10 protein-coding genes and 1 pseudogene are annotated in these 9,870 nt (G+C 34.1%); 3 read left to right on the forward strand and 8 right to left on the reverse strand.

What is annotated here, in order from left to right; translation table 11 throughout:
* The 3 genes and pseudogenes from H3T43_RS09125 to xerS form a co-directional block, all read left to right on the forward strand.
* Window positions 1–182: IS3 family transposase (locus tag H3T43_RS09125; RefSeq protein ID WP_198214133.1), on the forward strand; the 182-nt coding region annotated here is incomplete at its 5' end.
* Between the two features lie 198 nt (window positions 183–380).
* Window positions 381–2,678, forward strand: a complete 2,298-nt coding sequence (locus H3T43_RS09130) for a P-loop NTPase fold protein (protein WP_198214134.1) — start codon at window positions 381–383, stop codon at window positions 2,676–2,678.
* A gap of 249 nt (window positions 2,679–2,927) precedes the next feature.
* Window positions 2,928–3,981, forward strand: a pseudogene (gene xerS, locus H3T43_RS09135) (tyrosine recombinase XerS).
* Between the two features lie 162 nt (window positions 3,982–4,143).
* Here xerS and H3T43_RS09140 read toward each other — a convergent pair.
* From H3T43_RS09140 to H3T43_RS09170, 8 genes are all read right to left on the reverse strand, one after another.
* A complete protein-coding gene (locus H3T43_RS09140; RefSeq protein WP_198214135.1) occupies window positions 4,144–4,464 on the reverse strand; it encodes a hypothetical protein in 321 nt (106 codons plus the stop codon).
* 58 nt (window positions 4,465–4,522) lie between these two features.
* Window positions 4,523–4,684 carry a hypothetical protein gene (locus tag H3T43_RS09145; RefSeq protein WP_198214137.1) on the reverse strand — a complete coding sequence of 54 codons (162 nt, stop codon included), beginning with the start codon at window positions 4,682–4,684 and terminating at the stop codon, window positions 4,523–4,525.
* An 85-nt stretch (window positions 4,685–4,769) separates the two neighbouring features.
* Entirely contained in the window at window positions 4,770–6,413 is a 1,644-nt protein-coding gene (locus H3T43_RS09150; RefSeq protein WP_232350328.1) for an isopeptide-forming domain-containing fimbrial protein, read from the reverse strand.
* Complete coding sequence (locus H3T43_RS09480; protein WP_232350329.1) at window positions 6,385–7,212, reverse strand: isopeptide-forming domain-containing fimbrial protein; 828 nt, start codon at window positions 7,210–7,212, stop codon at window positions 6,385–6,387. Before H3T43_RS09480 ends, H3T43_RS09150 begins: the two co-directional genes overlap by 29 nt.
* Window positions 7,213–7,400: 188 nt before the next feature.
* Window positions 7,401–7,811: a hypothetical protein gene (locus tag H3T43_RS09155; RefSeq protein WP_198214139.1), complete on the reverse strand. Its 411-nt coding sequence runs from the start codon at window positions 7,809–7,811 to the stop codon at window positions 7,401–7,403.
* A gap of 5 nt (window positions 7,812–7,816) precedes the next feature.
* A complete protein-coding gene (locus H3T43_RS09160) occupies window positions 7,817–8,365 on the reverse strand; it encodes a hypothetical protein (RefSeq protein WP_198214141.1) in 549 nt (182 codons plus the stop codon).
* A 41-nt stretch (window positions 8,366–8,406) separates the two neighbouring features.
* A complete protein-coding gene (locus H3T43_RS09165; RefSeq protein ID WP_198214143.1) occupies window positions 8,407–9,501 on the reverse strand; it encodes a hypothetical protein in 1,095 nt (364 codons plus the stop codon).
* Window positions 9,502–9,504: 3 nt separating this feature from the next.
* Window positions 9,505–9,735, reverse strand: a complete 231-nt coding sequence (locus tag H3T43_RS09170; RefSeq protein WP_198214145.1) for a hypothetical protein — start codon at window positions 9,733–9,735, stop codon at window positions 9,505–9,507.
* Window positions 9,736–9,870: the final 135 nt, after the last annotated feature.

A 9,870-nucleotide genomic window follows, 5' to 3' on the forward strand; every position in this document is an offset into this window, starting at 1 on the left:
TGGAAGGCTTCTTCGGGATACTCAAGCGAGAAATGTTTTATGGTTTTGAAAAGCACTTTAAGAATCTCACTGAACTGGAAGACGCAATCAGAGACTACATTGAGTATTACAACCAGAAAAGAATCAAAATCAAACTAAAAGGACTAACTCCGCTTGAATATCGGCAGTTAGTCCTCAGTTAATAGCTAATATAAAGTGTCCTAATTTTGGGGTTCACATCAAAAAGTATCCACTTTTTTGTTATTACAGTTCGATTTAAGAAAAAATCTTTATACTAAACTTATTCATATTATTTTCCCAAAATTCATTTTTCTTAACTTATATTTAGTTCTATAATTTAGGTTATATTATATAGTTAGTATAAGGTGTTAAAGGGAAAAATGACAAAAAATAAATGGCGTATCCCTACTATTTCAACTGATATGTATGCTGAAGAATTTGCAAAGTTACTTATAGACGAAAGTAATAAGACTTTTTTCTTACAAGGTAAGTGGGGGAGTGGAAAGACAGAATATTTAAAAAATGTAGAAAAAAAAGCAAAAGACAATTTAAATTTTATTTATTTAGAATTATGGAAGCCAGACTTTAACGAAAGCTTGAGTAGGCAACTTTTTGATGCAACCCATCCAAAACTGGCTAAGAGAGCTACAATAGTAGGTCATGCATTGGTTACCTTGACAATAGTTTGCAGTCTTATTTTAGCTATAAAAGGAGTTATTTCCATAAATCTACCCAATTATGCATTTACAATCACAACTATAATAGCAACTGTAGTAATTAATTTATTCAGTCTCACAAAGAACAAAGTGATAAATGTAGATAAAATCCTTATGTCATCGAGCATAAAAATGTTGAAAGGAAACCCAAAAATCTGTCCTAACGTCCTAATTATTGACGATTTTGATCGTTTAAGTCAAAAAACGCAAGGGGAACTTTATAGACTTTTCAATGCTATTCAACAAGGTAGGAGCTCATGTCGAATTATTTTTGTGGGTAATTTGAACAATATAAAGGACAATAAAAATAATTTTTTAGACAAGATTATTGACCAAGTGATTGCCCTACCGTTTGTTTTAAATCCTCAAAGTTTTAGTAATAGACTTGTAGAAATAATTTCAAGTAATTTAAATGAAGATTTGAGCAGAGTTGAAATAGGAAAGTTATTCATATACGAACACAGGACTCTACGTGAAGCTAATCATTTTCTATCGTATGTTGAAGACGAATTTTGTAGACAAAAGAAAAAAGGAAGAGTACAAACTGACCAAGAACTACTTATTATCTATCTTTATCTCTTTCATAAAGATAGATACCAAAAACTTTATGAAGATTGGCAAAAAGAAAAAAATAAAAAAGAACTAAGTACTATTGCTTACTGTATGGACTCTAATAATCTGTTGGAAACTAAAACTGCTACTAAGCAGGATGATGAAGATGAATTAGAACAATATATTAATAAAATCCTTGATGATACTGTGAAATATCCACCAGAGTTTCAAAGACATCAAGTTGCTTATTTTTTAAACGAAAAATCTTATATTCCAACTGTCAACAATCTAATTATTTCCATACAAAATGATGAAATAATTAAGCCACTAGCATATTCTAAAGATAGTGATCAAGCTTTATATCAGGAGATTTTTGAGTTTTTAAACTCTGTAAACTTGGAAGATTATATTGAGGAAATAATTCCTCAGCTAGCAAAGGCAGCAATTTTCGCCATGCATTCTGAGCCACGTCATGAACCTAATTCACTAGTTACGAAAATACTTGAAAACTGTGAAACAAGAATTGAAAATTCATTACCGGAAGCTTCTTATGATAAAAGGGATTCAAAACCTATTAAGGATATTCTTTCCGAAACGCATACAATAATTTCTAATATTACAAAAAATTTAGACATCGAAATGTCCTTAACAGAGCAATTTTATATTTACAGATCCTGCTTATTAAGTTTTCGTTCTCCCGAATCTGATTATAGTGTAACTCGTATTTTTAATAGTAAAGATAATCGCTTAATCAGTAAGTATGCACTTACAAAGTATTACTCTAAAAAAGCTGATGAAATAGAAAATCAAAAAGATTTTGGTAAAAATCTATATGATGCTGAAGCCTTACTTGTCCAATTATGTTTTTTTAAATCGACATCTTCAAATATTTTAGATGTTTCATACTACCATCTGAAAATTCCACCAATAAAAACAAAGGTTGCAAAAATAGAACAACTTGCAGATTTTGAATATGTGGCTTTTTGGGATTGCTATCTTGGACTTGGAACAAGAGCAAAAGGTGAAAGAATTCTCAATTTTGAATACAAAAATAAAATATATGGTGATTATGTATATAACAGATATAAAGAAATTAAACAAACTGCTTGTAACTTACTTAAGTCAAATAAAGGTTCTGAACTTGAAAAAATGCTTAATTCTCGTGAATGGTTCGCCTTTTTCTTAAGAATTGCCGCTATTACACATCAATACAATGTGCGAAATAATTTTTCCCAAAAGGTGATATTAAATAAGTTAGCTCAATTATTGGATTCATATAACGAGAAAGAAATAAACTTACTTTCAAAAAGATTAAATGGTGAAATTAGTGATGATGTTTTGTTGAGGAACTTACAAGATTTATTAAGTCAGGTTAAAAATGATCCGGAATGGGTATCACGGATAAAATAAAATTTGGTGAAAATGTATCAAATATAAAGCTATAGTCTAATTTTCTAACAACTATAATTACACCACTTTTTAATTAATAAAAAGTAAGCAACATTCTAGGATATAGGTCTCAAACTCTTTTATTAAAATTAGAGTTTTAATCAATGATATTAAGCGCACTACCCTCTAAAAATAAGCAGCTGCAGCGAATTAAGTTTGTTGCTTATGTGACATTATCGTTCAACATATTTATTACAGGAGAAAATCAGTATGGATCAAGAACATTATGCCAAATTAATCAATCGGGAACTTAGGAATTTACCATTCTATGTCAACGAATTTTATTTGGCTAAAAATTTATCACTAACTACTAAGTATCAGTACATAACAGAAACACGCCGTTTCCTCACATGGCTAATCCAGGAAGGTTTAAGCAGCGCAGATAGCTGCAAGAATGTAAGTTTAAAAACTTTAGAGTGTTTGAAGCGTGACGATGTAATGTTCTATATTGATTCTTTAAAGAATAAGACAAATAAGCAAAACAAATACAATTCTCCCACCACAATAAATAGGTCGATAAATGCACTTCGTTCCCTATATACCTTTTTTGACAGTGACTGCTGATAATAATAATGGAGAGCCGTATTTCTACCGTAATGTAATGGCCAAAATCGATTCCCTCCCCACTTCAAAAACGTTAAATTATCGTGCAAATGAACTCAAAACACATATGTATCGGGGGCAAAAGAAACATGATTTTTTAGATTTTCTTTCTAATAAATATGAAAAGCAAGTCAATAATAATATTGCAGGTCATTTTGTGCGAAATAAAGAGCGCGATATCGCGGTAATAGCATTAATGCTAGGTACTGGTGTGAGGGTTCAGGAAGCTGCCAGTGCAAATGTTAAGGATCTAAATATGCAAGCCAGCATGTTAAATGTGGTCCGTAAAGGCGGTCAAAAAGATGCTGTGCCCATTGCACGTTGGGTATTACCTTATATCAAAAACTATCTGACCGTCAGAAATGATCGCTATCCTGGTGCTGAAGATGAAATTGCCCTCTTTGTATCTCTACAAAATGGTAAAGCAAAGCGGTTGACATCAGGCGCTATCGAACAATTCGTTGCCAAGTATTCTGCAGCATTTGGTAGACGTATCACTCCGCATAAGTTGCGGCATACGCTGGCTTCGGAGCTTTATGCAGAGACTCAGGACAGTATTTTAGTCTGACAGCAGCTTGGCCAATGTGGTACATCTGCTACAGATTTGTATACCCACGTTGATCAAACGGAGCAGAAAGATGCTTTGAACAATATCAAATAAATAATTAAATAAATTGTTTATTTGTAGCTTAAAAGCAAAATTAATTAAATGAACCCCTGAATTTAGAGAGTTAAATTGAAGGCTACAAGAATTCGTTGATTTCTGCTTTTAAGCCTTTTGTTAATTGGTCAGCTCCTATTTTATGTAATAATTTTACTTGATTTAAAGCTTTCTTTTTATTTTTTTACAAATAGCTATTCTGGCATCAACTACAATCAATTTGTTATATTGACCTAAATCCTTTAGCATAGGCTTTATTCTGGTTAAATCAATTGCAGTTGCTTTAAATTTGTGCTCTTGCATTTGCAACCCGGCTTGATTAATGAGAAGATTAGCTTTAAGAGATTCCATAAATGGATAATTAGTATTAAGAAAATTGATAGCCTTGTTAAGCATCTTTTTAGCAGTTTTAGTATCGAAAGCAAAGATAATAGCGTTTAAAATCGAAATATCTGTAATAGTTAAAACTTTGACTTTATGCAAATAACTAAACCAAATGGGTTGAAGTATTTGTTTAGCTATTTCAAGTCCATCATGAGTGTTAAGAAATAAAAAAGCGTTGTAAGAGCTGTTGTTTAATACTTACTTGGTAACCATTGCTGATGTATTCGAACTCATTAGGCGTTACACCTAAACGAGTTATTAATTTAATTTCGTTTTCATAGGTAGTAGACATCGAAGTATGTTCTATTTTAGAAATCATGCTACGGTCAAATAAACCCTTAGAAAGCTCTTTTTTGTTATTTTACGTGAGATACGCAGATCATGAATGGTCTTACTAAATTTATTCATAATATTTTGTTCCTTTCGAAGATCTTTGTTTTTAAATATTCGCATCTACTACCATTTTTACCAGTTATTGGATTCTTTGTTCCATCACCCTTTAAGACGTCCTTATACGGGTCTTTTTTAGGCTTTTTCTTATTATTTAGATCTTTTTTATTCTTTGGATCTTTTGGATCCTTATATTCAGGTGATTTTGGATCTTTCTTTGGGTCAGGATTACCATTCAATTTCGTCTTAACGATATTGGTCGGTGTGTCTTTACCGTTAATAATCATATAATCTAAGTTTGGGATTTCACCACCGGTATAAGATGTCACATCAGTGTCTGGCTTAATGTTGGCAGCTACTGCAACAAAAATCTTCTTATTGCTGTATTTACCCGGTTCTTTCGCAGTCCATTGCCAACTTTCATCGTTATCACTGGTTACTAAAGTACCGTCGTTGGTAATATTATTACCTTCACTGTCTAGGACAACAACGCTCTTCAAATCAAGCACATTTTCCAGGTCGTCACTTAGGACTAATGACTTCATATCGCTATTGTTACCAATATCAAATGTTAAGAGATAGTCATTTGCGTCGCCTCTTGCGGCTTGATTACTTTCAACTGTAGTCGCATTAATAATCTGTTTAATATCATCGGCCAAGGTTGGCACGGTTGCATTAATCGCCGAATCGCTCTGCTTTCTGGTATCAATTACTTCTACTGATTTTTTCGGCGTCATTAATGTTTTGAGTGCGTCTTTGAACTGCTTGTCAGTCACATTTTTGTTTACCTTTACCAAAGTGCCGTCAGCGTCTTCTTTCACTAGCTTATTAGCGGTCGCATACAGCTTTTCGTTGGCTTCATAAGCTTTGTCAGTCTTAGTTTGGTTTTGGCCACTAGCCGTTGTCGATGAGTTGCCAAAAAACTTAGTCCAAACACTTGGATCCTTAACAATGCCCTTCTTAGCCTTTGACGTTTCCGTCTTAGGCGTTACTACTGGTGTATTATAAGGCACATCGTCACCATTTGACTTAATGTGCGCTGTGTTAGGAATTTCAATCACATTATTCTTCAGATACTTCTGTAAATCTACACCATCTTTAACTTTAGCAGTAACAATTACACTATAGGTTTTTCCACCAAAAGTTTTCACTACCTCATCTTTAGGTTGCCAAATAAAGCTTTCTTTATCGTTGTCTACCTTTAAAGTACCCTCGGAATCAGTGACATCTTTACCATCAGGATTTTGCACAACTACCTTTTTAAGGTCTAATACATCTTCCAAATCATCGGTGATTTCAACATCAGTTAGGTTTTTGTCAGCCGCTGGTGTAAAACTTATTTTATAGGAATAATCTTTGCCAATTTCGACGTTATCTTTATCTTCATGATAATTGCCTGAAATGCTCTGAACGCTTTTAACAATGTTGTTTTTGCCATCTGGCGGCGGCGTAACAACATTGACCTTGTTAGATGGAACATCTTTATTATTATATTTCATATGAGCGGTGATTGGAATTTGGTAGTTACCAGACGCCTTGTCAAGGTACTTAGACAAATCGACATTTGATTTGACAGTCGCAACAATATCAACTACGTAATAATGATCCGGCATTTGGGTCAAATAGTCTTTACTTGTTTGCCAAACAAAACTCATCATCAATCTTTAACTCGCCCTCAGTCTTAGTAATATCGTTACCTTTGTTATCAGACACCTTAACCGGCTTCAGATCTAAAACATCTTCTAGGTCGTCTTCAAAATCGATATTAGAAATATCCTTACCATTTTTAGGAACAGAGAATTGTACCCGATAATGGAACTCGTCACCAATGTTGTATTTAGCTCCATCACCTAGCTTCCCATTTTTATCTTCAATCTGCTTCAAAACAGTCGGATCTTTATCGTTTGGTGTATGAACATGAACTGGGTTTGACGATGTATCCTTATCGTTAATAACCAAATTATCAACGTTAGGAATATTGTACTGATTGGTATTTTTATCCAGGTATTTAGACAGATCAGCATTCTCAATAAGTGTCACTTCTGGGCGCATGCTCATCTTCTTACCAAACCATTTTGTCGGATCATTAGCTTCCCAGCTCACCGTATTTGTAACCTTGTCAAAATTCAGTTTACCCTGATCGGTCACGTCATTGTTATCTGGGTCAAACACGCGGGCCTTATTGTATTTAAACACCGGTTCAAGTTTGTCATAAAACTCAAGTTTCTTAATGGTTTGATCACTCGGAACCTGGTAATTAATGACAAAAGCAATATCTTTACCTTTGGGCACAGTTGCGTCTTTGCCTAATTGCGCCTGTTCGGCTGCATGTACTGATAAAGGCTGTGGTGCCTTACTGTTGCTATAAGCAGCGCTGACACCAATTCCGGTCAAGGTCAAGCTAACGCCTAAAGTTGCAGCTAGACGCTTGATCTGCTTTTTCTTCAGTCTCTTCATTGTTTTCCTTTCTTTTCTGTAAAACAAAAAAGGCACCACTACTCTCAGTAGTAGTGCCTACACATCATTCATTTTACTTTTTTATTTAATTTCAATTACTGCATACTAAACACTTCCTTTTATACAAAAAAGCAGCTACGTAATGTAGCCACTTTGAATTCACTATCAATTTAACAACTAAAAATCATTTAAGCTGACATGCCTGTCACAATCCAAGCAACCAAAGCCACAGCTACTACAGCAAGAACCCAATAATTAACAGCGATAGCTGCGATAAAGAACTCAATAATCAGTGCAAAAACTACATATTTTTTCCGATTAAAAGCTATGGTCGTGCTTCGACAATAACCTACAGCCATAATTGCAAAAATACTTGTTACTAATATTACCAGAAGTCCCCAGTGAAAAGCATTTTCATAATTTGGTAAAGACATAATTTTAAATACATTACTTACATCGTATATATTGCGATAAGTCTGATTAATAGTACTATAAAATTTATGTAACTTCACTGCTCCCAATACGTCAACCAATAATGTAACAAAAAATACAAAACTGATCATTTTCTCTGCATTATTATCTTGAAAGTTGTCAAACAATTTATTTATCCTTTTATTATCATACTCAATACTACTGCTACAATACCCCATAAGAATGTTAATTTAGCCAGCATTGTATCTTTATCTTTAATCGTCCAAAAGTATAGTTTTTTTATTAACCAAATTATGGAGAAACAAAACCATGTTGTAAACAATATTAACTCTGGCCAGTCTAACAAATTATAAAACGCCAAGTTTGGTATAAACCAAAATATCGAGATTAATGTCCAAAAAATATAGACACCTATCTTACCCTTACTTGCTAAAATACAAGCAATAAGTATTAAAATGATAAAGCCGAATATTATTAATAAAATACCGTGTACAGCTTGATTAGAATTCGCAGAAATAGCTTGACCTATTAGATTTACTGCTGATTTTGAAAATTTGAACTTCGAAAGAAGGTAGAGTGCCTGCCTGGATTTACCACTGGCAGAAATTATTAAACTACCAGATAAAATCAAACCTAATCCAAACGATATCAGCAATATTATCCAATTAACTTGTTTGTTTATCCAATTAGTTATATGTGTAGGTGCTCGTTTATTCTTCATATGTTGTACCTTATATAATATATTATATCACAAAACATTTTTTATAACTCTAACCCCTTATCACTATAATCTATCTCTACACCTTTTACTTTGTTAACTTCTGCTGCCGGTTTAATCTCCTTCACCTCCTTCCATTCTCTTTTTGGCACAGCTTTATCCTTACCATCGACACTTACTTCTTCTGGTTTGATTACTACAGGTTCTTCTAACTTAATTTCTTTTACTTCTTCTTGCTTACCTTGAGTAACAGCTTTGTCATACTCTGGGGCTTTTTTCTCAGGTTCTTTGTCCAGTCCCAGCTCTTTAGTAACTTGTTCAGTTATATCAATTGCCTTACTGCTAACGATATGGATTTCAGACAGCGCTTTATGGACCATCTTGTCATCTTTAGCCCACGTGGCAATATATCCGAGCGAATAGTTACCCGTATCAACGCCATTATTCTGCATTGCTACGTATGCAACTGCCTCCGCCTGCATTTCATCTATCCTATGCTGTGCAATATTACTAGTTGGTTTATGCCCTAGTTGACCATGTGCATACTCATGATACAATGTTTTCAATTTAAGCGCGTCGTCTTTAACGTCCGAATTAAGATAGATGTTCTTATCATTAAGCTCTCCTTTAATGTCATGATCAGCATAGGAACGTTCAGAGACTTTATATTCCGTATTTTTTTCCAGATAGTCCTTCATACCATTAAGCAGAGCCGTCACATTTTTATGGTCTTTTAAATTAGTTTTTACAAAGTCATGAGCCGTCATAACCGGCTTACCTTCAGTTTGTTTAATATCAAAATTTGGCACATAACGAAAAACGACTACTTTATAATCACTGGTTGTCTTAAGCTTGATTTTGTCCGCAGCAATCAGTTTCTTCCTTATTGGCGCACTTATTCTAATTGCCTTACTTCCCTTTTTAACGTGCCGATCAAAATCTTTTTCCCATTGTCGATAGCCTGCTTCCGGATATTGTGCGTAAATCAAGTTGACGTTATTAAGACTATGAGCCGGAAATTTGGCCATCGTAGACAGATATTTTTTGAATTTATCAGTATCACGTAGCTTTAAGATTTTTTCTTCTGCGTCTGCAACTAGCTTTTTCCTCCAAGCATCTTTTTCTTCTTTAGTCCTCATAGCTTAATCGTCTCCTTCCCCTTTAACAGCAAGAATTTCGATATTCTCATCTGGATTGTCAGCAACATCTTTAATTTGCGACGTACCGTAGAGCGGCACATATCGTTCTCTATCCTTTAGCCACGCTACCTGCCGATAATGGCCGTCAGCAGCAATTTCTTTTAAAAGACGATAACCTGCGGGGTCGCTTAACACCGGCAGCTCGCTAGCAACAACGGATATTTTTTCAGCCATGAATCATCACCTTTTCTTTTTCTGAGCAAAATAAAAAAGCAAGCTACCTCTGATGTGAACCCTAAAATTAGGACACTTTATATTAGCTGCTAACTAAGGACTAATTGCCGATATTCAAGCGGAGTTAGTCCTTTT

The organism is Lactobacillus sp. M0396 (assembly GCF_016101625.1).
GTDB classification, from domain to species: Bacteria; Bacillota; Bacilli; order Lactobacillales; family Lactobacillaceae; genus Lactobacillus; species Lactobacillus huangpiensis.

Coding starts and splice junctions, on each gene's coding strand:
- H3T43_RS09130 (WP_198214134.1), top strand. CDS start 381: ATGACAAAAAATAAATGGCGTATCCCTACTATTTCAACTGATATGTAT.
- H3T43_RS09145 (WP_198214137.1), bottom strand. CDS start 4,684: ATGATTTCTAAAATAGAACATACTTCGATGTCTACTACCTATGAAAAC.
- H3T43_RS09150 (WP_232350328.1), bottom strand. CDS start 6,413: ATGATGAGTTTTGTTTGGCAAACAAGTAAAGACTATTTGACCCAAATG.
- H3T43_RS09480 (WP_232350329.1), bottom strand. CDS start 7,212: ATGAAGAGACTGAAGAAAAAGCAGATCAAGCGTCTAGCTGCAACTTTA.
- H3T43_RS09160 (WP_198214141.1), bottom strand. CDS start 8,365: ATGAAGAATAAACGAGCACCTACACATATAACTAATTGGATAAACAAA.
- H3T43_RS09165 (WP_198214143.1), bottom strand. CDS start 9,501: ATGAGGACTAAAGAAGAAAAAGATGCTTGGAGGAAAAAGCTAGTTGCA.
- H3T43_RS09170 (WP_198214145.1), bottom strand. CDS start 9,735: ATGGCTGAAAAAATATCCGTTGTTGCTAGCGAGCTGCCGGTGTTAAGC.